Source organism: Stenotrophomonas maltophilia (genome assembly GCF_047497515.2).
Lineage (GTDB): Bacteria > Pseudomonadota > Gammaproteobacteria > Xanthomonadales > Xanthomonadaceae > Stenotrophomonas.
This window is the reverse complement of the sequence record NZ_JAXAXL020000012.1, coordinates 77,026-98,376: the sequence shown is the minus strand read 5'-3', so window position 1 is coordinate 98,376 and position 21,351 is coordinate 77,026. Positions and strand designations below refer to the sequence as shown.

The window sequence follows — 21,351 nt, the reverse complement described above, 5'->3', positions numbered from 1 at the left end:
GCGCGCGCGGCCGTGGTTTACCCTGCTCCTCACTGGCTGTCGGTCACAGGCGGGAACCTGCTATGGATGCGCTTTCACGGGTTACGGCCCAGGTCCTGGACAGTGCCCTGCCCAGCCTGCCGCTGTACCTGCTGCAGGCCACCGCGGTGATCGGCATGATCGGCGTGCTGCTGATCGCCACCCGCCGCGCCGGTCATGCCATCGAAGGGCGCCGCCTGTATGTGGGCGTGGCACTCGGCCTGATCTACCTGTTCAATTCCTGGTTCGTGGCCCGCTATACCCAGGGCGTGGTCAAACTCCACCTCGGCTTCGACATCCTGCTGGTCAGCGGCCTGCTCGGTGGCTGGCGCGGCGGCCTGGCCTGCCTGGCCGCCAGCCTGCTGGCGCGCTACCAGTTCACCGGCACCCAGTTCTTCCTGCCGGCGAGCCTGGAATCCACACTGCAGATGCTGGCCGGCATCTGGCTGCGCGGGCGCCTGCACCCGCGCATGCTCAACGAACTCTCGCTGCCCATGATCCTGCAGGCCTGGGGCGTGCGCATCGGCGTCACCGCACTGGGCCTGGTGCTGGGCGTGGCGATCATCGGCGCCGACCAGCTGCCGGTGGACGAACTGGCAATCCAGCGCCTGCTGGCCCTGCCGGTTTCGCTGCTGGTGCTCGGCGCCGTGTTCGCGCTGGTCTACAACGATGCGCAGATCGATGCCCAGCGCCAGCGCGAGCAGGCCTGGCTCCGCATCGACCCGATCAGCGGCTTGCCGAACATGCGCGCGCTCGGCGAACGCCTGCAGCACTACTGGCGCGATCACGATGGCATCGGCAAAGCCTGCCTGATCGTGGTCGAGATGGGCAACCTGCGCGATCTTCGCCTGCGTTACGGGCCGTTGCAGGACAACGGACTGTGGCGGCGCGACAGCAGCGACGATGTGCACCGCCTGCTGCCATCACTGCCGGCGGACAGGCTGGAGATCTACCAGTTCGGTGATGCGGCGCTGGCAATTCTCGTCCACGGCATGTCGCTGTCTGAACTGCGCGCGCAGCCGCAGATCAACGAGCTGGCCTCTGGGCTGGCCGACCGGGTCGGCCAGGAGTGGCCGGGCTTCCGCCCGCTGTTCCGCTGCGCGGTTGTGGAGCTGAAGCCGCCGGGCGACACCGAGGACGGGCATCTGCCCTTCCGAGCGATTACCCTGGCGCTGAGCACGATCGAATCGGGCGTGGTGTTCTTCGATGATCCGATCCAGCGCGACAGTGAGATCGACGCATTGATCGAAAGCGCGCTCGAACACTGGCTGCAGCACGCTGACGCGCCCCTGTGCTACCAACCCAAGCACCGCCTGCAGGACCGTCAGCTGGTCGGTGCCGAAGCCCTGCTGCGGATGCGCGACGGCGAGGGTCGGCTGATCTCGCCGATGCGCGTGATCTCCCTGTTGCGTCGGCAGGGCCGGCTGGCGGAACTGGAATGGGCCACGCTGCAGTCGGCCATCCGCTTCCTCCAGCAGTGCCGGCGCGACGGCATGCAGCTGAAGGTGGCAGTCAACGTCTCGGCCGAATCCCTGCGCCTTCCCGACTTCGGCCTGCGCCTGCAGGAACTGCTGCAGCTGCACGACGTCCCCGGTGCGATGCTGCGCCTGGAGATCGTTGAATGGACCGAGATCGTCGAGCGCGACGTGGTCGACGCCAACATCGCGCAGCTGCTGGCCGCAGGCGTGAGCTTGTCCCTGGATGATTTCGGCGCCGGCTATTCGACCCTGATCCTGCTCTCGCAGCTGGCCATCGCCGAGGTCAAGATCGAGCAGGCGTTGATCGCCACGCTGTGCGATGCCAAGTCACAGTCCATCGTGCGCTTCATCGTCGAAGTCGCGCATCGCTGCGGCGCGATCGTGGTGGCCGAAGGCACCGAGACCCTGGCGCAGGAACAGCAACTGCGCGCACTGGGCGTGGATGTCGGCCAGGGCTATCTGTATTCGGCCGCACTGCCAGCGGACGAATTCCGCCGCTTCGCCGCCAGCTAGATCGCGTAGTAGCCCAGGAACATCGCCACCGCGGACTCGGCCACGCGCGCGCGCTCCTCGGCGTTCAACGGTGCCTGCCCCATCGTCACCTGCGGCCAGAACGCGAAGCTCTTCACCAGGCCGTGCAGCTGGTGCCCGGCAAATTCCGGATCGACCTTGCGCAGGCGCCCGTCAGCGATCGCCGCACGGATCCACGCACTCTCTCCGCTTTCCCTCTCGCCCATGCGGCAGACGATCGCCTGCGCGCGCTCGGGGGAATGGATGATCTCGGCCATCGCCACCCGCGCCAGGTCGATGAAGTTGGCGTCACTGAGCAGCTCCAGCTTCTGCCCCACAAGCTGCAGCAGCTGTGCGGGCAGCGGCTGGTCGGCGCGATACGGCAGGGTGTCGCTGGCCACGCTGCGCTCCCACAGCGCCTCCAGGATCATCGAGAACAACGCTTCCTTGCTTGGGAAGTGGTTGTAGACGGTGCGCTTGGACACTCCGGCCGCTTCGGCGATGCGGTCCATGCTGGTGGCCTCGTACCCCGACGCACGGAACTCCTCCACCGCCGCGCGCACGATGACCTCGCGTTTGCGGTCGGTCAGGCGTTGCGGGGCACGGGGCATGGCAGGAACCAGTCAGCTGAACGGATGCGCACATTTTACACCGGGCAGTGTACTTTTGAAAAACACGAAACTACACTGTGCAGTGTACCCAGCGGACGTCACCCATGAAGCGCCTGCTCCTTGTCCTTTTGCTTGGAATCCTCGCCGTGACCGCCTACACCTTCTGCAAGTCCTGGACCCTCCCCGACTTCCCCGATTCGCCGCAGTACCGCGACGGCAAGTTCCGCAACGCCCTGCCGCGGCCGGCAATGGGCCTGCGCGACGGCGCGGAGATCTGGTGGACGTTCCTGTTCAACAAGCCCAAGGGCACGGTGCCGGCGAACCCGATTCCAGTGCTGCCGCTGGACCGCGCCCGCCTGGACGCCGCGCCCGACCGCAGCCTGTTCCGGCTGGGGCACTCGACGATCCTGCTGAAGCTGCGCGGCCAGTATTGGCTCACCGACCCGGTGTTCTCCGAGCGCGCATCCCCGGTGCAGTGGATGGGCCCGGCGCGCTTCCACGCGCCGCCAATCAGCATCGACGAACTGCCGCCGATCGCCGGCGTGATCCTCTCGCACAACCACTACGACCATCTCGATCATGCAGCCGTGATGCAGCTGGCCGGCAAGACTGCACGCTTCATTGCCCCGCTGGGGGTGGGCGACCAGCTCATCGCCTGGGGCGTGGACGCCGCCAAGGTGGAACAACTGGACTGGTGGCAATCCACCGAAGCCAGCGGCCTGCGCCTGGCCGCTACCCCGGGCCAGCATTTTTCCGGCCGTGGGCTGGGCGACAGTGACCGCAGCCTGTGGGTGTCGTGGGTGATCCAGGACGGTGACTTCCGCATCTTCTTCAGCGGCGACACCGGTTACTTTGATGGCTTCAAGGCCATCGGCGAGAAGTACGGCCCGTTCGACCTCACCATGATCGAAACCGGCGCGTATGACCCTCGCTGGGCGTTCGTACACATGCAACCGGAACAGACGCTGCAGGCGCACCTGGACCTGCGCGGCAAGTGGCTGCTGCCGATCCACAACGGGACCTTCGACCTGGCCCTGCATGCCTGGCAGCAACCGTTCGAGCGCATCACCGCGCTGGCCGCAGCAAGCAACGTGCCGGTGGCCACGCCGATGATGGGCGAAGCACTGGACATGCAGGCGCCGAGCGCCGGCACGCGCTGGTGGGAGCAGGTGCAGTTGTAGCCTGCCGCCCCGCCCTGCCTGGAACCCTCTGCCGCACCCGCCTCGCGCGGGTGTTGCAGCAGGCACAGCCGCCTCAGGCGGCCCGGACGAGGGGGTACGGCGGGTCGGCGGCCTGATTGTTCGAACCGCCGGATGATGTTGCCGGATCGAGGGGGATTATCCGTCCGGCAATTACGCTCAGGATGACCGTGCGCCATGTGGGTGCGCCTTCCTGGATCTGAACATGAACATCGCTTCCTCAGCCCCCGTTGCCCTTGTCACCGGCGGCTCGCGCGGCATCGGTGCCGCCATCTCCCGCCGCCTCGTCGCCGACGGCTTTGCGGTTGCCATCAATTATGCCGGCCGTCACGAAGAAGCCGAAGCGCTGGCCACCGAGCTGATGGCCAAGGGTGGCCAGGCCATCGCGCTTCAAGCCGATGTTGCCAACCCGCAGTCCGTGCAGTCCCTGTTCGATGCAATCGAGGCCCGCTTCGGCGGTATCGATGTGGTCGTGAACAGTGCCGGAGTACTGGAACTCGCTTCGCTGGCCGAAAGCGAAGACGCGCTGTTCGACCGCCTCATCGCCATCAACCTGAAGGGTGCCTTCAATGTGCTGCGCGAGAGCGCGCGACGTGTTCGCGATGGCGGCCGCATCGTCACCCTGTCCACCAGCGTGGTCGGATTCAAGCTCGAGCGTTACGGCGTCTATGCCGCAAGCAAGGCGGCGGTGGAAGCCATGAGCGCCATCCTCAGCAAGGAACTGCGCGGCCGCGGCATCACCGTGAACGCCGTGGCACCGGGCCCGACGGCAACGAGCCTGTTCCTGGAAGGCAAGTCAGCCGAACTGATCGACCGGTTGGCAAAGATGAGCCCCCTTGAACGCCTGGGTACGCCGGATGACATCGCAGCGGCCGTGGCCTTCCTGGCTGGCACCGACGGCGGGTGGATCAACGGTCAGGTTCTGCGTGCCAACGGCGGCGCGGTCTGAACCACGGAGAGATGCCATGAATCCGATCCCCGTTTCCCGCGGCGCTTACGCCCTCGTCACGGTGACCGCAGCGGTCACCGCAGCCTTTGCCGCTGCCGGTGCGCTGCATGCCGGTTGGCCGGTGTGGACGATGTTCGTTGGTTGGATTGCCTTCTTCACCCGCTTGCAGGGCGCGCGCTCGACGATCGAGAACCTGGCCTGCGTCTGGTTCGGACTGTGCATCGGCGCGCTGGCCACACTTGCAGTCGGCCTGCTCGCTCCGTCGCTGGGCCCCTCGTTGGCCGTACCCGCCGTCGTGCTGGTCGTAGCGCTGTGCGTGGTCGCCTTGCGTGGCCTGCCGGTGCTGAACAACCTGCTGGGGTACTTCCTGGGCCTGGTCGCCTGGTTCGCTGCCCACCTGGAACCATCGCTCACCCATCTCTTCGAGCTGGCAGCTGCCAGCGCGCTTGGCTCACTGGCCGCCTGGACCGCGCACACCGTGCCGCAGCGCCTGTTGGCCCGCGCCCGGCCATGACCCTCTCTTCTTCTGGAGCTCCCATGTCACACACCATCCTCATCACCGGCGCATCCTCCGGCTTCGGCCTGATGACCGCCAAGGCACTGGCCCTTGCCGGCCACGTCGTCTACGCCTCGATGCGGGAAACACGCGGGCGCAATGCAACGCGTGTGGCCGACATCGCACAGTGGGCAGACGCACATCACGCCGCCCTTCGTACCGTCGAACTGGACGTACAATCGGACGCGTCCAGCCACGCCGCGGTCGAACACGTGCTGGCCGAAGCAGGCGCGCTCGACGTCATCGTGCACAACGCCGGCCACATGGTGTTCGGCCCGGCCGAAGCGTTCACCCCGGAACAGCTGATGCAGCAGTACGACGTCAACGTACTGGGCACACAGCGCGTGAACCGCGCCGCGCTTCCGCACATGCGCCACCGCGGCAGCGGCCTGCTCGTCTGGATCGGCTCGTCCTCCACACGTGGTGGCACTCCACCGTTCCTTGCGCCCTACTTCGCCGCCAAGGCGGCCATGGATGCAGTGGCCGTGTCCTATTCAACCGAACTGTCGCGGTGGGGCATCGAAACCACGATCATGGTGCCGGGTGCATTCACCAAGGGCACCAACCACTTCCTCCATTCGGGCACGCCCGCCGATACCGCCATCACGGCCGAGTATGAAGACGGCCCCTACGCCGGCGTCGCCGACCAGGTGATGAAGGGCCTGGCTGGGCTGGAGCCTGCGGATGCAGATCCGGAGGATGTCGCGCGGCAGATCGTGCGGGTGGTGGGCCTGCCACACGGGCGCCGCCCCTTCCGGGTACATGTTGACCCTTCACAGGACGGCGCGGAAGTGGTCAATGCCGTTGCCGATCGCATGCGACGCGAGATGTACACCGCAATCGGTCTCGCAGACCTGCTTTCGCCACGAGGTTGAAGCGGGAGTGGCAGCGCACCCGCAAGGCGCCTTCGGGCGCCCTGCAGGACGCAATCGGTGATGACGGCGCTGATGCGGTAGCCCTGCACTACACCTTGGGCTGCAGCCTGCGTCCTTCGCGAGCCAGATTTAGCTGCAGTGCGGCGGCGGCGAGATCGGACATTTCCGTGGTGACTTTCTCGCTGCCGCGCGCGCGCAGCCACCCCAGAATGTCGGCGAGATGCCAGATGGAGGTTGAGCCGTCGTGCACCGGGGACGGAAACGACTGCGGGTTGGCCAGCATGAGCTTCCGCATGTTCTGTCGCGACACCCCGAGCAGATCGGCCACGTCGGTGAGCCCCACCAGATCGGGGCCCACTTCCACCAGTTCGGCACCCGGCACGGCCCGTTGCACGTCATCGACGGCCGAGCACAACGCCGCCACCGCGCTGTCGGCGTCACGGCAGAAGGCCAGCGCCATTCTTCCGGGCAGGCCGCTGCCCAGAAGGGCATCGTCACATCCCGCCTCTACCAGCCGCCGCTCGAGCACTCCCAGGTCATCGCAGATGTCCGGCAAGCGATACTTCAGGGTGAAATTGAATTCCATCATCTGCCACCTCATTTCCATCGAAGCCTGATTTCATTGCTCACGACTGCAGTTCTCGACCACGCGGCGCAAGGCGCGCGCGTGATTGCCAGGACTGCGCGGCGTGCTCCAGATGCTCACGACGCAGAATTCTCCGCATCGGCAGTCGGTGTCGTTGTAAGGGCAATACATGCGGCCCCACGCATGGCTCCCACCTACACGGAGGGTCCAACCTCGAGCTTCCGCGAACCGCAGTACCCATTCGATGTCCTTGTCGGGATGACGAGCACGAGACATTCCTTGTTCTCCCTAGTCTGCACATGACACACAACGGTTGTCAAATGACAACCGTGACATTTCAACCTCGAGCAATGACCCTAGGCAATCCTGGCCATGCGTCCAGAGCCACATCCGTCAGCGCCCGCTGCATCGTTTACCGCAGCGCGTCATGTAAGCGATTACATCCCTTGCTAGCGTAGCGCTCGCCCGATCCTGGCCGAACCTGCGAGGCTGTCTGTAATGGCATTTCGCGTTGAACGCTCCACGGTCCTCACGCTGCCCTCCTCTTTCCGCCCCACCGCAGCCCTGCTGTTAGTCGGGCTGGCCCTTTCCGCGCATGCCCAGAACCTGCCACCGCGCGACCAGTGGCAGGCCAGTGCTTCGTCGCAGCAGGTTCCGGCCATGGCCATCCGCCACCTGATCGACAACGATCCGAGCACGGTGACCGGTGGTGCATTCAGTCCGGGCCACTGGTTCCAGGTCGACCTCGGCGCGCCGGCCACGCTCGCTGGCGTGCGTCTCACCTGGGATGTCTCCAATCCCGAGGGCTACGTGCTGCAGACCTCGCTGGACGGGACGCAGTGGCAGACCGCCTACACCATGAGCGATTCACTCGGGGGCGTCGAAACGCTGTACTTCGCGCCACGCCAGGCCCGCTACCTGCGCCTGGCCAGTCCGCAGCGCACCTCCGACTGGGGCGTGTCGATCTTCGAAATGGAACCGCTCGATACGTCGCTCAGTGCGCGCGTGGTGGGACTCGATGCCACGCAGTCCGCGGCGCTGTGGCAAGGCGGCAGTGCGGTAGCCATTCCCGCTGGCAGGGGTGGCGTCCATACGCTCGACATCACGTTGCCACGCCCGCAGCCGAGCACTGGACTGGCGGTGGACTGGGCCAGCGTGCACGGTGCCGCAGTCTTGCAGGCCCAGGATGGCAAAGGGCGCTGGCACGAGCTGGCAAAGGATGCGCAGGCCGCAACCCGGCAGCAGAGCTTTCTCGCCGCCAGCGCGCCACTCGACATCCAGGCGCTGCGGTTGACGGTGCACGGCGACGCTGCGCAGATCGCCCGCATCCGCCTGCTGGGCCCGAAGGCGGTGATGACGCCGATGAAGCGTTACCAGATTGCTGCCAGCGGTGCGCAACGTGCCCTGTTCCCTGCCTCGCTGCAGATGCAGCAGACCTACTGGACCGCCGTGGGTGTGCACGCGGGCCGGCAGAAATCGATCTTCGACGAATACGGCAACCTCGAAGCCTTCAAGGGCGCACCGCTGGTGCAGCCGATCTGGCGCAATGCCGACGGGCATGCCGCGGGTGCCGCCGGGCAGACGGTGCAGCATGCCCTGCGCGATGGCTGGAAGCCGATGCCGTCGGCCACCTGGGCGCCGCAGCCCGGACTGGAGCTGCGCAGCGAGGCCTTCGCCATTGAGCGCGACGGGCAGCCGGTCACCCTTGTTCGCCACCGGCTGCACAACAGCGGTACGACCACGATCAACGGCACGCTGACCCTGGTTGTTCGCCCGATGCAGATGAACCCGCCGTGGCAGAACGGTGGCCTGTCATCCATCCGCGACGTGTCCGTCGAAGGTCAGGCGGTGCGCATCAATGGCCGTACCCTGCTGCATTCACTCACCCCGGTGACGGCGTCGGGCGCCGCGCCCTTCGGTGCGGAAGGTGCAACGGAAATCACTGCCGCCATCGCCGCCGGCACGCTGCCCAGTACGCAACAGGCACGGGATGACCACGGGCTTGCCGCCGCGGCCCTCAGCTATCGTTTTTCGCTGCCGCCCGGGGCCAGCGATGCCGTTGTGGTCGCCTTCCCGTTGGGGACCGCCGCCGCCGATGCCAACGCTGCATTGCCGGAAGCGCCGCCGCTCGACCTGTCCTCGCTGCCACACGACGCCGATGCAGCGTTCGACACGCTGGCCGCGCAGGCCTCGGCGGATTGGCAGGCACGGCTGGGCCAGGTGGGGCTGCGCCTGCCCGATCCTTCGCTGGTGGACATGCTGCGCGCGCAGGCGGCGTACATGTTGATCAACCAGACCGGCCCCGCCATGCAGCCGGGGCCACGCAACTACAACCGCTCCTTCATCCGCGACGGCATGGCCACCTCGGCGGTGCTGCTGCGCATGGGTGAAGCCAAGGTCGCGCGCGACTACCTGGCCTGGTACAGCGAGCACGGCGTGCACGCCAACGGACTGGTCTCGCCGATCCTCAACGACGATGGCAGCGTCAACACCGGTTTCGGTTCGGACATCGAGTACGACAGCCAGGGCCAGTATGTGGCGCTGGTTGCCGATGTCGCCCGCCTCGATGGCGGGCCAGAGTCGGTGCGTGCGTACCTGCCGAAAGTGAAGGCGGCGCTGCGGTTCCTGCAGCAGCTGCGCGAGCGCACGCTGGTACCCGGTTACATGGCCGACCAGCCGGCGCCTGAGCGATTCGCCGGCATCCTCGCGCCATCGATCAGCCACGAGGGCTACCCATCACCGACCCACAGCTACTGGGATGACTACTGGGGCCTGAAGGGCTGGCACGATGGTGCATGGCTGGCCGACACACTGGGCGATCACGAGACTGCCGTGTGGGCACGCCAGCAGTACAAGGCGCTGTATGACGCACTGCATGCCTCGATCCGCGCGACCATGGCCTGGAAGGGCATCGACTTCATCCCGTCCTCGGCCGATCTGGGTGATGGCGATCCAACCGGCGTCTCGATCGCGCTGGATCCGACCGGTGCGCAGAGCGTGCTGCCCGCTGAAGCGCTGCGCACGACCTTCGCCCGCTATCTGGAGGACGTGCGCAAGCGCAACCAGCCCGATGCGCTGTATGCCTACACGCCGTACGAGATCCGCAACGTATTGAGCTACGTGCATCTGGGCCAGCCCGATGCCGCCGACGAACTGCTGCAGGGCCTGCTGCATGACCGGCGCCCGCTGCAGTGGCAGGTGCTGGCCGAAGTCGTGCATTCGCGGCTGCGTTTCCCGCGCTATCTGGGTGACATGCCGCACACCTGGATTGGCGCCGAGTACGGCCGTACGCTGTTCGGCATGTTGATGCGCGAAGACGATGATGGGCTGTCATTGCTGCCGGGCACTCCGCCGTCCTGGGTGGCCGGTGACGGGCTGGCGGTGGAGCGCCTGCCGACCGCGTATGGCACGTTGCAGATGCAGGCGCGGCAGCGCGACGGCGCGCTGACGGTCACCCTGGGCAATGGGCTGCGCAACGACACGGCGGTGAAGGTCTGGTGGCCGAACCGGAAGGTGCCGAAGGCGGTGCGGGTGGATGGTCGCTCGGTCACCGCGTTCGATGCCGAGGGTGTGCGCCTGGCGAAGCCATTCCGGACACTGGAAGCGCGCTGGTAGCGTCGAGCTTGCTCGACTCATCGCGCACCGAGCGAACTGCAGCCGAGCATGGCTCGGCTCTACAAAAGCAGCGGTAGCGCCGGGCTATGCCCGGCGTCAGAGTGCGGGCAACCCCGGCGGATTGGTCTGCGACTGCGGCACTGCTTCCTCGGCCACGTTCCAGCGCGCCAGCGCCTGCGCATACGTGCCGCTGCCGATCTGGGTGTTCAGCGCCTGTGTCACTGCGTCGGCAAGGCCGCTGCCCTTGCGCGTGGTCACCGAGATCGCCGCAGCGTTCGGCCAGCCACCGGGGAACAGGCCAACGCGCCGTACCTTGCCGTCGCGCGCCGAGTAGGCGCCGGTGGCATTGGGCTCGAACGAGACGTCGGCACGGCCGGTGATCACCGCAAGCCGCCCCACCACCGCATCATCGAAGTACTGATATTCCACCGGCTTCAGCCCGGCGGCGATGTTCTGCTGGTCCCACTGCCGCAGGATCTGGTCCTGGTTGGTGGCAGCACCGACCACCACCTTCAGCCCGGCCACGTCGGCGGGTTTGTCGATCTTCCGGATCGGCCCGTCGCTGCGCGTATAGATGCCCAGCAGGTCGTAGCGGTAGCTGGAGAAATCGAACTTCTTCTTGCGCTCTTCGGTGACCGTCACGTTCGAGAGCACCGCATCGTACTTGCCTGATTCCAGTCCCAGTGGCCAGTCGGCCCAGGCCACCGGCACGATCACCAGCTTCAGGCCCAGCGCATCGGCAATCAGCCGCGCGATGTCCGGCTCGATGCCGACCACCTCCTTGCTGTCGGCACCATAGTCGGCCAGTGGCAGCTGCCCCGGGTGGGTGGCCACGGTGAACGTGCCGGGCGTGACGAAGCGGTAGCCAGCGGGAATCAACGCCTGCGCCTTCGGATCGAGCGTGCCCTTCAGCACGGCGGTGTTCGCGCCGGCCAGGCTGGCCACTGCCACGGTGCCGGCATCCGGTGCCTGGCGCACGCGCGAATAGACGATGCCAGCGATGCCGATGACCAGCACGCCCACGATCAACAGGGTGCTGCGCGACGGTCCACGCGGTGCTGCAGGGCTCATGGCGTTCCTTTCAGGGTTACAGGGTATTGGCCAGGAAATCGGCGGTGCGTTGCTGGCGCGGGCGCTGGAACAGGGCCTCGGGGGTGCCCTGCTCGATCACCCGCCCCTGGTCCATCATCACCACGTGGTCGGCCACGCGACGGGCGAAGCTCAACTCATGGGTGACGATCACCAGCGTGGTGCCGGAACGGGCCAGTTCCTCGATCACGCTCAGTACTTCGGCCACCAGTTCCGGGTCCAGCGCCGAGGTCGGCTCGTCGAACAGCAGCACTTTCGGTTGCAGGGCCAGCGCGCGGGCAATCGCCACCCGCTGCTGCTGGCCGCCCGATAGTTGGCGCGGGAAGGCATCGGCCTTGTCGGCCAGGCCCACCCGCTCCAGCAACGTGCGCGCCTGCTGTTCGGCCTCGGCACGCGATACGCCGCGTACGGCAATGGGCGCCTCGATGATGTTCTCCAGCGCGGTCAGGTGCGGGAACAGGTTGAAGCCCTGGAACACCATGCCCACCTCGGCGCGGCGACGGCGGATCTCGCGCTCCGGCAACTCGTACAGGGTGTCACCGTCACGGCGGTAGCCGATCAGCTGGCCGCCGACGGTCACGTAGCCGCTGTCAGCGCGTTCCAGGTGGTTGATCAGCCGCAGCAGCGTGGACTTGCCGGCGCCGGACGGGCCGATCAGCACGGTAACGCCGCCGGCGCGAAGGTCCAGGTGCACATCCTCCAGCACCGGCTGGTCGCCGAACACCTTGCCGACGCCATGCAGCGACACCGATGCGCCCTCGCCCACCTCGACCTGTGCTGCGATGCGCGGGCGGTTGGCCGCGCGCGGTGCAGCCTCACCTGTGGCGCGCCTCGGCGACGAGACACGCGATACCGAGCGCTCGCGCTGCAGCTGGCCGCGCGCGAAGCGCTGCTCCACCCGTCGCTGCAGCAGCGACAGCACGGTCAGGATCACCAGGTACCAGACCGTGGCCACCATCAACAGCGGCACCACCTCCAGGTTGCGGCGGTAGATCACCTGCACGGTGTAGAACAGCTCCGGTAGTGCCAGCACGTAAACCACCGACGTGCTCTTGGCCAGGCCGATCACATCGTTGAACGCCGCCGGCAGGATCGAGCGCATTGCCTGCGGCAGGATGATGCGGCGGACCTGGCGGCCCCGCGGCAGGCCAAGCGCGGCTGCCGCCTCGTACTGGCCGTGATCCACCGACAGGATGCCGCCGCGGATCACTTCGGCCGAGAATGCGGCCTGGTTCAACGTGAGGCCCAGCACCGCCGCCGTGAACACACCGATCAGCTGGGTGGTCGGGTACGAGAACAGGCTGATGCCGGTGAACGGCACGCCCAGTTCGATGGTGCTGTACAGGTAGCCCAGGTTGTTCAGCAGCAACAACAGCACCAGCAGCGGGATCGAACGGAACAACCAGACATAGCCCCACGACACCGCCGACAGCAGTGGCGAGCCGGAGACGCGCGCCAGCGCAAGCAGGGTGCCCAGTGCGAAGCCCAGGCCGGTACCCAGTGCGGTCAGCAGCAGCGTGCGGCCCAGGCCTTCCAGCACCGGGCGCGCGAAGAACCACTCGGCGAAGGTGCCCCAGCCCCAGCGTGGATTGCCCAGCACCGATTGCAGGGCAATCAGGATCAACGCCAGCGCCAGCACCGTTCCGAACACCTGCAGTGGATGCCGGGCCGGCACGATCTTCAGCGCCGGCGCCGGTACAGGGCGTGCGGCGATCCCATCCAGCGCGGTCGACGGCGTGCTCATGCGTGGGCTCCATGCAGCACAACCAGCGCCTGCGTGACCCGCGACGCAGGCGCCTGCAGGTATTTCTCGAACGGCAGATGCGCGATGGTTTCCGGGTCGGCCTGCAGGTCGAACAGCGCGGTGTAGCCGTGGCTGAGGTACAGCCCAACCGCTTCGGGCTGGCGGAAGCCGGTGGTCAGGAACACCCGCCGATAGCCCTGACGCGCGGCCTGCTCTTCGAGTTCCTGCAGCACGCGCCGCGCGATCCCCTGCCGACGCAGCCCCGGCAGCGTCCAGATGCGCTTGAATTCCGCTGTCTCCGCATCGCGATGCGGCATGAAGGCGCCCCCGGAGATCGCAACGCCGTCGCGCAGCAGCAGCACAAACGCGCCTACCGGTGCGGCGAATGCCTGCGCGGGGTAGCGCTGCAGCTCCTCGCGGGCACTGCCACCGATGCGTCGGCGCACGTCGGCATAGCGGCTGTCGTACTCCTGCTCCAGGCCATCGAACAGGGGCCGCGCCAGCGGATCATCCACCGAGGTATAGAGGAAGCGTTCGTTGCTGCTCATGCCACGTCCTTCACCAGGTAGTCTTCGGCCAGCCGTGCCCACAGGCTGGCGGCCGGCGCGATGGCGGCGTCGTTGAACACATAGCGCGGGCTGTGCAGCGGTGCGCTGTCGCCGTTGCCGACGAACACGAAACTTCCGGGGCGCGCTTGCAGCAGGAAGGCGAAGTCCTCGCTGGCCGTGCGCGGGGCGAAGCCGGGCACCACCTGTTCGGCGCCGAAGCCCGCTTCCGCCACGCCACGGATATAGGCGGTCTGCTGCGGATGGTTGATCACGCTGGGGAAGCCACGCGGGAACGCAATCTCGGCACGCGCGCCGAAGGCGGCGGCGGTCTGCTCGGCAATCTCGATGGTCCGACGGCGCAGGGTGTCGCGCACCTCGGGCAGATAGGCGCGTACGGTCAACGTCAGTTCGACCACGTCCGGAATCACATTGGCGGCCTGCCCGCCATGGATCGAGCCGACCGTGACCACGCCCATCTGCCGCGGATCGACATTTCGCGATACCACGCTCTGCAGCGCGGTGATGATGTGCGCCGCCACCAGGATCGGATCGACACTGCCCTGCGGCTCGGCACCATGGCCGCCCTTGCCGATCACCTTCAGTCGCGCCCAGTCCACCGACGCCATCGCCGGACCGTCGACGAAGCCGAAGTGGCCCACGGGTACGCCCGGCCAGTTGTGCAGCCCATAGATCGCATCCACCGGGAATCGCTCGAACAGGCCATCGGCAATCATCTTCGACGCGCCCGAGCCGGTTTCCTCGGCCGGCTGGAACACCAGCTGCAGGGTGCCGTCGATACGGCCGTGATGGGCCAGGTAATGCGCGGCCGAGAGCAGGATGGCGGTATGCCCATCGTGCCCACAGGCATGCATCAGGCCGTCGGTCTGGCTGGCATAGGCCAGTCCGGAATCCTCGTGGATCGGCAGTGCATCGATGTCGGCGCGCAGGCCGAGGCGACGGCTGCCCTGCCCGCGCTGCAGCGTGCCGACCACGCCGGTGCCGCCCAGGCCGGTGGTGACCTCGTAACCCCACTGCTGCAGCAGCTCGGCTACGCGGGCACTGGTGCGGTGTTCCTCGAAGGCCAGCTCCGGGTACCGGTGCAGGTCATGGCGGATCGCGATGGCCGCCTCGGCACGTGCGGCGATTTCCGGCAACACACCAGTCGCTGGGGAATTCCGCCGGGCATGGCCTGGCGCTACTGCGGATTCTCCACTCATCGCCCTACCCTGCCTTCCGCGCCGGTTCGGCGTCGGTCGCATGGCGGCTGGCCTTGTATGGCAGGCCCAGATGTTCACGTAGGGTCCGCCCCTCCAGTTCGCGCTGGTGATAGCCGCGCGCCTGCAGGATCGGCAGCACCTGGGTCACGAAATCGTCCAGGCCTTCGCGCTGTGCAGCGAAGCCAAGGATGAAGCCATCGCTGGCACCGGCATCGAACCAGCGGATCAGCTCTTCGGCCACATGCTCCGGCGTGCCGATGAAGTTTGGCCGCGGGCTTACGGCCTCCAAGGCCACCTGGCGCAGGCTCAGGCCCTTCTCGCGCGCATCCTGCTTGATGCGATCAGTGGTGGAACGGAACGAATTGCTGCCGATCCCGCCCAACTCCGGGAACGGCGCATCCGGGTCGTACTGGCTGAAATCATGGTGGTCGAAAAAGCGGCCGAGATAGGCCAGCGCATCCTCCAACGTAGCCAGCGCGGCAATCGCCTGGTACTTGGCTTCGGCCTCCTCGGCAGTACCGCCGACGATCGGGCCGATGCCCGGGAAGATCTTCACGTCATTGCCGCTGCGGCCGTGGGCGATCGCCGAGTTCTTCACCTTCTGGGTGAACGCACGGGTTTCTTCCAGCGACGGCGAATGGGTGAACACCGCATCGGCATACTTGCCGGCCAGCGCGATGCCGTCATCGGACGAACCGGCCTGGAAAATCACCGGCTGGCCCTGCGGCGAACGCTGGATGTTGAGCGGCCCTTCCACCTGGAAGAAGCGGCCCTTGTGGTCGAGGCGGCGGAACGCCTCCGGCGCGAAGAACGTGCCAGTGTCGCGCTCTCGCACGAAGGCACCGTCATCCCACGAATCCCACAGCCCCTGCACCACCTCGAGGTACTCGTCGGCAATCTGGTAGCGCAGCGCATGTTCGGGATGCGGGCGGCCGTAGTTGCGCCCCGAACCTTCCAGCGGCGAGGTCACCACGTTCCAGCCGGCGCGACCGCCGCTGAGCAGGTCCAGCGAAGCGAACTGGCGCGCCACGGTGAACGGATCGCTGTACGAGGTCGACAGCGTGCCGGCCAGGCCGATCTTCTTCGTTGCCGTGGCCAGCGCCGACAGCAGCGAGATCGGCTCGAAACGGTTGAGGAAGTGCGGGATCGACTTCTCGTTGATGTACAGCCCGTCGGCGACGAAGCCGAAGGCGATGCCGTTGTCCTCGGCAGTACGTGCGATGTCGATGTAGAACTGCAGGTTGACGCTGGCATCGGCCGGGTTGGACGGATGCTTCCAGGCATGCATGTGGCTGCCGGGGCCCTGCAGCATGATGCCGAACGGAATGTGGCGCGGGGTCGTGCTCATGGGAATCGCTCCTGCTGGTCAGGCCACCGCCGCGCGTGGCGCGGGCGACAGCAGTTCAAGGGATGTCAGGCGTGCGTCGAGGTCGGCCACCGGCGCGTCGAGGATGAATTCACCCACGCCGAATCGCCGATGCAGCGCATCCAGTTCGTCTCGCACGTGCTGCGCATCGCCGGACAGCACGCTCGGGCGTGTTTCTTCGATGCGGAAGTCGGCCACGCCTACCTGGCGTGCATACTCGGCAGCGGCCTCGGCGCTGGGCAGGTTCACCGTCTGGCCGGGGCCAAGGTGCAGCTTGTAGACGCGCAGCGCGCCGATATGGCGCGTGGCAGCCTCGGTGGTCGGCGCAGCGAAGGCCACCGTGGCCAACAGCGGTGGCTGCGTCGACACACTTCGGTAAGCCTCGAAGGCCGCCTCGATATGCTTTGGATCACCATCGAAGTGCGCGGCGTAGACGAAGCGCCACCCGAGCTCGGCCGCTTGCTTCGCGCTCTGCGGGCTGGCCCCGAGCAGGAAGCGTTCCGGTGCCTGCTGCGGAAGGGGCCGGGCCAGTGCCTCGCCCTCGGCGCCGGACAGATAGCCTTCCAGGTCGCGTAACTGCTGGTCGAAATCGGCGAAGGCCGGTCGCCCTGCGGCCAGTGCGGCAGTCGAGGCCGGCAACCCACCGGGCGCCTTGCCCACACCCAGATCCACACGCCCCGGCGCCAGCGCCGACAGCAGGTTGAAGTTTTCCGCCACCTTGTAAGGCGCGTAGTGGCGCAGCATCACGCCGCCACTGCCGATGCGGATGCGCCGGGTCTGCGCCAGTACCCACGCCGCCAGCACCTCCGGCGCAGGGCTGGCCAGCGTCGGTGCGGCATGGTGCTCGGCAAACCAGTAGCGGTGGTAACCCAGCTGCTCGGCGCGCTGCGCCAGCTGCAGGCTGTGGCGCAGCGCCTGTTCGGGCGACGCACCCTCGGCCACCGGGCTCTTATCCAATACGCTGATCAGGTAGCTCATCGTCGCGTCCTCGCTCAGGGGTGGGCCACGGGAATGCCGAGCAACCCGTTCAGCGCGGCCAGGATCGGTTCGGCACCGGAGATGTACTGGCGATTCTGGTGCGCACCGCTGGCAAGCTCGCTGCGCACGCCCTGCGGCAGCACCAGCTTCGGCAACGACTGATCCTGTTCACCGATCTCCGCGATCACCTCGCGGCGCGGCCGCGCAAAGCCGATGCGGCGCACATCCAATTGCGCGTCCAGGCCGTCGATGCTCGACAGCGCACCTTCCAGCAACAGGCTGTGCCGGCAGAAGAAGCGCTGCCCGGGAAGCTGCCCGTCCTCGAACTCACGATCGAGCAGGAACAGGATGGGTTTGTCGGTTGCGTGCAGACTCACGGAGTCGTCCTTATCAGGGCCGGCAATGCAATGCCGATTCGATTTCGATGCTAGAGAAGCCAGCGCCGGCAACAGCGATGCCAGGCGACAATCGGCGGTCAGATCCGGCCATGCAGATGCGCCTTGGCCATAAGCAAAGCGCCGCCGGTTATGGCGTCAGGCAATGCGCCGAAGCGGCGCCAGCGACACGTGCGCCTGCGTGGCCAGATGGCCGGCCGCGCGCTCGGTAGCCAGTGCAATCCGGGCCTGCAAGGCAGCGCTGTGGATGCGCTCACCGTCGAAGTCGGCCGGCGTGGCATACACCCCGATCGGCAGCGTGTGCGCCTGCAGGAAGCTGAACAACGGCCGCAGCTGGTGATCGATCACCAGCGCATGGCGCTCGCTGCCCCCGGTCGCCGCCAGCAGCACCGGCGTATCCACCAATGCCTCCAGTTCGATGAAATCCACCAGGTGCTTGAACAAGCCCGGATACGAGCCGCGATACACCGGCGCGGCCACCACCAGCAGTTCGGCGCCCTCGATCGCCTGCAGTGCCTGTTCCACTTCCGGCTGCGCCTCGGCGCGCGACAGCGCCTGGCCCAGCGAACGCGCGATCGGCGCCAGCTCCACCAGGTCCACGTTGGCGTGCACCCGCTGCTGCAGCGATTCCAGCAGGTGCCGCACCAGCAGCAACGTACGCGACGTCGCGGAACTGGTCGGCGACCCGACCAATGCAACCACCTTCAATGCAGAAGACATGAACTGCTCCCATGTAGAGCCGAGCCCTGCCCGGCTGCTTTCGCCTTTGTAGAATCGAGCCATGCTCGACTGCCGTTGGCCTGAACCTCAGAACCGGTAATTGACCCGCCCGTACCAGTACGCGCCAACATTGCCCAGCACATCGCCGCTATCCCACGTTGTCTCGATGCTGGCCACATCGGTGGCACTGCGCGCGTACCCGGGCACCTTGCGGGTGCGCTTGTCGAACACATTGTTGAAGCCCAGTGCCGCACTCCAGCCCGCACCCAGTTCCACAGCACCGGAAAGGTTGGTCACCAGCACCGGCGGCTGCTTGTACTCCACGCCGCTGTTCAGGCGCTTGATCGGGCCGTAGTAGGTGACGTCCACGTTCGAGCGCCAACGCCCGTTCTGCCAGCCCAACCCGGCCACCTGGGTGTAGCTGGGCGTGCGGAAGCGCAGCGCGTACTCGCTGGTCCTGGTCAGCAGGTTGATGTTCGGCAGGCCCTGCAGCGCCGCCGGAATGTCGCTGACTTTCTGGATGGTGGTACGGCCGATGTTGGCGGCGTAGCTCCAGCGCAGCTTGCCCCAGGCGGTTTCCTGGTTGGCTTCCAGGGTCAGCTCGACGCCGCGCGTGCGGGTGTTGCCCACGTTGGTGAAGTAACTGGCGTAGAACGCATCACCGGGCAGGATGCTGATGCCGGCCGAGCCCAGCAGCGCATCGATGGTGTTCTTCTGCGCCGCGCTCAGCACCGTGCCGCTGTTGTCGGTCACCCGCGCCGGGTCCTGCGCGTTGTAGCCGATCTGGCTGGACTGGCCTAGCTGGCCGCGGATGTCGATCTGGTACGCATCCACCGCAAGGTGGAAGGCCGGGCTCGGGTCCCAGGTCACGCCCAGGCTGTAGTTGGTGGCCTTCTCCGGCTTCAGCGGCGTTGCGCCCAGCGCGATAGCCGCCGGCGAGGACACCTGCGCCACCAGCGTGGTGCCGCACGGGCAGCTGCCGGTGGCCTGGTAGAACTGCGCGCCCAGGCTGGGGGCATGAAAGCCGTTGCTGACCGTCGCACGCAGGCCCAGCGCCTCGGTGAAATCAAAGCGCGTGGTCAGGCGCCCGGTCGAGACACTGCCGAAATCCGAATGGTCTTCCCAGCGCGCGGCCACATCCAGGTACCAGCGCGAAGTGATGTTGGTCGCCGCACCCACATACACCGCCTTGCTGTTGCGCGTGGCCTTCACCGCATCGGCCGTGGAGTAGCCGACGAACGCGGCGGCGCCGAAGCCGGTGTACGACTCCCACTGCCCAGCCCCACGCTCGTACTGCTCGTGCTGGTACTCGGCGCCCGCACTTACTTCCAGCGGCGATGCGAACGCCGCCACTTCGAAGCCACGGCGCAGATCCAGGTTGGCGATGCCCTGCTGGTAGTCCAGCTTGCCGTCATAGAAATCGGTGGGCGAGCCCGGGTACGGCAGCGAGTAGTTCACCGAGTTGCGCGTGTAGGTGCGCACGGTGCTGCGGTTGCCGGTCAGGCTGGCGTCGTAGTCCCAGCCCGCGAGCTGGCCTTTCACGCCGGCCGTACCGGTGTACTGCTTCTCCTTGGTTTCCAGCACCGGCAGGAAGCCGTCCGGAAACACGCTCAGCACGCCCGGTGCCTTGTACGTGGTGAAGATGGTCGCGGGCAGGCGGAAATTCTGGATCGCCTGTGCGGTGCGGTCGCTGGCGGTCGCGTTGGCATAGAACTGCGCGTGCTCGCCGAGGCCATGGCCCACATTCACCGCGAAGGCCTTCAGCGCATACGACGGCGAACTGAGGATGGTGTTGGCTTCGGCGTTGCGGCTCGCCTCGGCCGGGTTCGGCGATGCCCCCGCCGGCAGTCGGTTGTTGGGGCGCAGCGCCACCAGGTTGCCGTTCGCGTCTACCGCCGGGTAGCTCAGGTAGCCATCGATGTAACGGCGGGTACGGATTGCATGGTGCTGGCGCGTGCTCTCGCCGGACAGGTTGACGAAGCCATCGGCGCCCCACGGCAGGCCGACATTGGCACGCACGCTGGTACGCGAGCCATCGCCATCGATGCTCTGCCCGCTTTCCACCGACAGATCACCACCGTGTGCCTGCGATTTCAGGATCACGTTGACCACGCCGGTGATCGCGTCCGAACCGTAGATCGCCGAGGCACCATCGCGCAGTACTTCCACATGGTCGATGGCCGATACCGGAATCAACGCCAGATCGGCCCAGGCATGCCCGGGAAACCCACCACCGTTGGCTCCGCTCACATAGGCGCTGGCATTGCGGCGCTTGCCGTTCACCAGCACCAGCGTGTAGCCCGGCGACAGGTTGCGCAGCTGGTAGCCGCGGATCAGGCTCTCCTGATCGCTCTGGTAGCCACCGATCTGGCTCAGCGACGGCAGCGCACGCTGCAACGCTTCCAGCAGGTTGCCCTGGCCGGTGGCAGTGAGGTCTTCAGCGGAGATCACATCGATCGGCGTGGAGCTGTTCTTCACCGTGCGCGTGCTGGTACGCGAACCGGTCACCACCACGGCATCGAGCGTGGACGCGGCCACGTTGGCGGTCGCCGCGGTGGTGGCGGGCTCGGCATCGGCTTCAGCGGCATGGCTGGGCGATGCCGCCAAGGCAGCGGCAATCAGGACAGCAAGCGTGCTCAATACGGGGGTGTGGGCGGCAGGCATGGGGGCTCGTGGGATGGGCCGGAAACACGCTTCCATTCAAGAGCGTGTTCACTCGCCACGACAGGCGTGATCACGTCACCCAGCCGTAACATCCGGCCACCCACATGACCGCTGGTCATGACGTTAGGTGGCAACGCGCGTACGGGGTCGGATCGCTTTCCGAAGGAAAGGGCTCCGACCCCTGGCCGCATATGTCCCGCGAGCATCACCTCATGCCCGCACACCACTCTGCG

The 21,351-nt window shown here is 66.8% G+C and carries 17 protein-coding genes; 6 read left to right on the top strand and 11 right to left on the bottom strand.

All coding sequences use genetic code 11. The features are described from left to right. The first annotated feature begins 62 nt into the window (after window positions 1-62). Window positions 63-2,009, top strand: coding sequence for an EAL domain-containing protein (locus ACMZPQ_RS16175; protein ID WP_197580708.1), 1,947 nt, complete (start codon window positions 63-65; stop codon window positions 2,007-2,009). Here the strand turns inward: ACMZPQ_RS16175 and ACMZPQ_RS16170 are convergent. Then, window positions 2,006-2,617: a TetR/AcrR family transcriptional regulator C-terminal domain-containing protein gene (locus ACMZPQ_RS16170; RefSeq protein WP_197580709.1), complete on the bottom strand. Its 612-nt coding sequence runs from the start codon at window positions 2,615-2,617 to the stop codon at window positions 2,006-2,008. The two genes, ACMZPQ_RS16175 and ACMZPQ_RS16170, sit on opposite strands and share 4 nt — an antisense overlap. 104 nt (window positions 2,618-2,721) lie before the next feature. Here ACMZPQ_RS16170 and ACMZPQ_RS16165 point away from each other — a divergent pair, with 104 nt between their 5' ends. The 4 genes from ACMZPQ_RS16165 (at window position 2,722) to ACMZPQ_RS16150 (ending at window position 6,196) form a co-directional block, all read left to right on the top strand. Further along, on the top strand, window positions 2,722-3,798 hold the full coding sequence (locus ACMZPQ_RS16165) for an MBL fold metallo-hydrolase (protein WP_414485949.1): 1,077 nt from the start codon (window positions 2,722-2,724) through the stop codon (window positions 3,796-3,798). A gap of 223 nt (window positions 3,799-4,021) precedes the next feature. Beyond that, the gene (locus ACMZPQ_RS16160) at window positions 4,022-4,765 is read left to right on the top strand and encodes an SDR family oxidoreductase (protein ID WP_197580711.1); all 744 of its coding nucleotides are present in this window, start codon (window positions 4,022-4,024) and stop codon (window positions 4,763-4,765) included. Window positions 4,766-4,781: 16 nt separating this feature from the next. Beyond that, entirely contained in the window at window positions 4,782-5,279 is a 498-nt protein-coding gene (locus tag ACMZPQ_RS16155; RefSeq protein ID WP_197580712.1) for a DUF1097 domain-containing protein, read from the top strand. 23 nt (window positions 5,280-5,302) lie between these two features. Beyond that, window positions 5,303-6,196: an SDR family oxidoreductase gene (locus tag ACMZPQ_RS16150; RefSeq protein ID WP_197580713.1), complete on the top strand. Its 894-nt coding sequence runs from the start codon at window positions 5,303-5,305 to the stop codon at window positions 6,194-6,196. Window positions 6,197-6,284: 88 nt separating this feature from the next. On the opposite strand, the gene ACMZPQ_RS16145 is transcribed toward ACMZPQ_RS16150, so the two are convergent. After that, window positions 6,285-6,782: a helix-turn-helix transcriptional regulator gene (locus ACMZPQ_RS16145; protein ID WP_197580754.1), complete on the bottom strand. Its 498-nt coding sequence runs from the start codon at window positions 6,780-6,782 to the stop codon at window positions 6,285-6,287. A gap of 498 nt (window positions 6,783-7,280) precedes the next feature. Between ACMZPQ_RS16145 and ACMZPQ_RS16140 the strand changes: the two genes are divergently transcribed. Then, window positions 7,281-10,397 (top strand): galactose-binding domain-containing protein, encoded by a 3,117-nt coding sequence (locus tag ACMZPQ_RS16140; RefSeq protein WP_197580714.1) that lies wholly within the window; start codon window positions 7,281-7,283, stop codon window positions 10,395-10,397. Between the two features lie 96 nt (window positions 10,398-10,493). Here ACMZPQ_RS16140 and ACMZPQ_RS16135 read toward each other — a convergent pair whose 3' ends face one another. From ACMZPQ_RS16135 to ACMZPQ_RS16095, 9 genes are all read right to left on the bottom strand, one after another. Continuing rightward, the gene (locus tag ACMZPQ_RS16135) at window positions 10,494-11,468 is read right to left on the bottom strand and encodes an ABC transporter substrate-binding protein (protein ID WP_197580715.1); all 975 of its coding nucleotides are present in this window, start codon (window positions 11,466-11,468) and stop codon (window positions 10,494-10,496) included. Between the two features lie 16 nt (window positions 11,469-11,484). Beyond that, entirely contained in the window at window positions 11,485-13,230 is a 1,746-nt protein-coding gene (locus ACMZPQ_RS16130; protein ID WP_197580716.1) for an amino acid ABC transporter permease/ATP-binding protein, read from the bottom strand. Further along, window positions 13,227-13,778 (bottom strand): GNAT family N-acetyltransferase, encoded by a 552-nt coding sequence (locus ACMZPQ_RS16125; protein ID WP_197580717.1) that lies wholly within the window; start codon window positions 13,776-13,778, stop codon window positions 13,227-13,229. Before ACMZPQ_RS16125 ends, ACMZPQ_RS16130 begins: the two co-directional genes overlap by 4 nt. Beyond that, window positions 13,775-14,995, bottom strand: coding sequence for a M20 aminoacylase family protein (locus ACMZPQ_RS16120; protein WP_197580718.1), 1,221 nt, complete (start codon window positions 14,993-14,995; stop codon window positions 13,775-13,777). The genes ACMZPQ_RS16125 and ACMZPQ_RS16120 overlap by 4 nt, the downstream gene beginning before the upstream one ends. A gap of 4 nt (window positions 14,996-14,999) precedes the next feature. Continuing rightward, window positions 15,000-16,343, bottom strand: coding sequence for an LLM class flavin-dependent oxidoreductase (locus ACMZPQ_RS16115; protein ID WP_197580719.1), 1,344 nt, complete (start codon window positions 16,341-16,343; stop codon window positions 15,000-15,002). Between the two features lie 18 nt (window positions 16,344-16,361). Beyond that, window positions 16,362-17,339 carry an MsnO8 family LLM class oxidoreductase gene (locus ACMZPQ_RS16110; RefSeq protein ID WP_197580720.1) on the bottom strand — a complete coding sequence of 326 codons (978 nt, stop codon included), beginning with the start codon at window positions 17,337-17,339 and terminating at the stop codon, window positions 16,362-16,364. 14 nt (window positions 17,340-17,353) lie between these two features. Then, window positions 17,354-17,716: a DUF3088 family protein gene (locus tag ACMZPQ_RS16105; RefSeq protein WP_197580721.1), complete on the bottom strand. Its 363-nt coding sequence runs from the start codon at window positions 17,714-17,716 to the stop codon at window positions 17,354-17,356. Between the two features lie 156 nt (window positions 17,717-17,872). Further along, window positions 17,873-18,454, bottom strand: coding sequence for an FMN reductase (gene msuE, locus ACMZPQ_RS16100; protein WP_197580722.1), 582 nt, complete (start codon window positions 18,452-18,454; stop codon window positions 17,873-17,875). An 87-nt stretch (window positions 18,455-18,541) separates the two neighbouring features. Then, window positions 18,542-21,118, bottom strand: a complete 2,577-nt coding sequence (locus tag ACMZPQ_RS16095) for a TonB-dependent receptor domain-containing protein (protein WP_197580723.1) — start codon at window positions 21,116-21,118, stop codon at window positions 18,542-18,544. Window positions 21,119-21,351: the final 233 nt, after the last annotated feature.

What these genes read in the sequence shown, in the direction of transcription:
- ACMZPQ_RS16120 (WP_197580718.1), bottom strand. Translation starts at nt 14,995, where the DNA reads ATGAGTGGAGAATCCGCAGTAGCGCCAGGCCATGCCCGGCGGAATTCC.
- ACMZPQ_RS16095 (WP_197580723.1), bottom strand. Translation starts at nt 21,118, where the DNA reads ATGCCTGCCGCCCACACCCCCGTATTGAGCACGCTTGCTGTCCTGATT.
- ACMZPQ_RS16140 (WP_197580714.1), top strand. Translation starts at nt 7,281, where the DNA reads ATGGCATTTCGCGTTGAACGCTCCACGGTCCTCACGCTGCCCTCCTCT.
- ACMZPQ_RS16145 (WP_197580754.1), bottom strand. Translation starts at nt 6,782, where the DNA reads ATGGAATTCAATTTCACCCTGAAGTATCGCTTGCCGGACATCTGCGAT.
- ACMZPQ_RS16110 (WP_197580720.1), bottom strand. Translation starts at nt 17,339, where the DNA reads ATGAGCTACCTGATCAGCGTATTGGATAAGAGCCCGGTGGCCGAGGGT.
- ACMZPQ_RS16130 (WP_197580716.1), bottom strand. Translation starts at nt 13,230, where the DNA reads ATGAGCACGCCGTCGACCGCGCTGGATGGGATCGCCGCACGCCCTGTA.
- msuE (WP_197580722.1), bottom strand. Translation starts at nt 18,454, where the DNA reads ATGTCTTCTGCATTGAAGGTGGTTGCATTGGTCGGGTCGCCGACCAGT.
- ACMZPQ_RS16150 (WP_197580713.1), top strand. Translation starts at nt 5,303, where the DNA reads ATGTCACACACCATCCTCATCACCGGCGCATCCTCCGGCTTCGGCCTG.
- ACMZPQ_RS16155 (WP_197580712.1), top strand. Translation starts at nt 4,782, where the DNA reads ATGAATCCGATCCCCGTTTCCCGCGGCGCTTACGCCCTCGTCACGGTG.
- ACMZPQ_RS16125 (WP_197580717.1), bottom strand. Translation starts at nt 13,778, where the DNA reads ATGAGCAGCAACGAACGCTTCCTCTATACCTCGGTGGATGATCCGCTG.
- ACMZPQ_RS16135 (WP_197580715.1), bottom strand. Translation starts at nt 11,468, where the DNA reads ATGAGCCCTGCAGCACCGCGTGGACCGTCGCGCAGCACCCTGTTGATC.
- ACMZPQ_RS16160 (WP_197580711.1), top strand. Translation starts at nt 4,022, where the DNA reads ATGAACATCGCTTCCTCAGCCCCCGTTGCCCTTGTCACCGGCGGCTCG.
- ACMZPQ_RS16115 (WP_197580719.1), bottom strand. Translation starts at nt 16,343, where the DNA reads ATGAGCACGACCCCGCGCCACATTCCGTTCGGCATCATGCTGCAGGGC.
- ACMZPQ_RS16170 (WP_197580709.1), bottom strand. Translation starts at nt 2,617, where the DNA reads ATGCCCCGTGCCCCGCAACGCCTGACCGACCGCAAACGCGAGGTCATC.
- ACMZPQ_RS16165 (WP_414485949.1), top strand. Translation starts at nt 2,722, where the DNA reads ATGAAGCGCCTGCTCCTTGTCCTTTTGCTTGGAATCCTCGCCGTGACC.
- ACMZPQ_RS16175 (WP_197580708.1), top strand. Translation starts at nt 63, where the DNA reads ATGGATGCGCTTTCACGGGTTACGGCCCAGGTCCTGGACAGTGCCCTG.